The following is a 1,180-nucleotide window of genomic DNA, read 5'->3' as shown; positions in this document are numbered from 1 at the left end:
GCCGTCGGCGAGGCGCAGGGGCGGGATGCCGAGGCGCGGGACGCCGGGGAGGTGACCGGCCTGGCCGAGGGGGGCGGGGTCGGGGGCGCCGTGCAGGAGGGAGAGCTTCTCGTCGAGGGTGAGTCGGGAGATCAGACTCTCGACGCGGGGGCCGGCGTCGTCCGTGTTCCCGGCGGGCGCCTGCGTGCCGTCCGTTCCGGTCGCCCACGCGCGCGTGGGCCACGCTGCGGCCAGCAGGGTGAGGGCGGTTCGCCGGGAGAGGTGATCCGACACGGGACGTCGCTCCTTCGGTGCGCGGGGACGGACCAGGTCCGGTCCTGCACGGCACTATGCGCCGCCACCGAGCCGGCGATCCGTGGGACACACCACGGCGAACCGCCCTTGACGCGTGTCACCCCTTCGGCAGTCCCGCGGTGAGCCCGCCGACCAGGACCGTCACTCCTCGGGTGACCTGCTGAACCGGTTCTCGCACGGTGGCGGCCACCTGCTCCACCACGCCGCTCACCGGGGCCGGTGCCTGCGCCCCGACCTGCGCCACCCGCGTGTGGGAGCCGGGCGCGAACGGCGCCGTACCCGTTCCCGGCTCGGTCGAAGCCCCGGGAGCCGCAGAATCCCCCTCCGAACCCTGCGGCCCCCCGGGCCCCTTCCGCTGCGGCCCCGACCGGGACCGTCCCCCGTCCGGAGCCACGCCACCGGACGGCGCGGGAGTCGTCAGACCCCCTGCACCGCTCCCGGCAGCGCCTCCGGAACCCTCTGCGCCCTCCGTGCCCTCCGCGGACGAGTCGAACACCCAGCGCTGTCCCGCCGCCCCGTCCCGTCGGGTCACCACGACCCCCATCCCCTCGCGGCTCACCCCGGGCGCCACCACGAGCCCTCCGCCGCGCCGCAGCAGCAGTTCCCCGCGCACGGTCAGGTCGAAGAACACCTCCCCGGAGTGCACGACGCACCCGGCGAGCACGGCCGCCCCGCCGTGTCCGTCGGCGTCGGCGGCGAGACAGAGGGTCGGCGTGGCGGCGCTGCGCAGCAGTCCGTCCGCCTGGTACGACCACTGCTGCGAGACCGAGGCGGAGCAGTCGGCCAGCACGGCGCGCACGCCGTCCGCGATCCGGCCGTCCTCGCCGTCCAGGCAGAGTCCGGCGGACGGCGCGAAGAGGCGGCCGTGGGCGACGGAGGCGGGCTG

1 protein-coding gene and 1 pseudogene are annotated in these 1,180 nt (G+C 76.5%); both read right to left on the bottom strand.

Translation table 11 applies throughout. From position 1 onward, the window contains the following. Nucleotides 1-273: pseudogene (locus tag ACVNF4_RS36280) on the bottom strand (beta-glucosidase); the annotation flags it as partial. Between the two features lie 118 nt (nucleotides 274-391). After that, nucleotides 392-1,180: RICIN domain-containing protein (locus tag ACVNF4_RS36275; protein WP_461807070.1), on the bottom strand; the 789-nt coding region annotated here is incomplete at its 5' end.

It is taken from the genome of Streptomyces sp. S6 (assembly GCF_054880855.1).
This window is presented reverse-complemented; position numbering and strand designations above follow the sequence as displayed.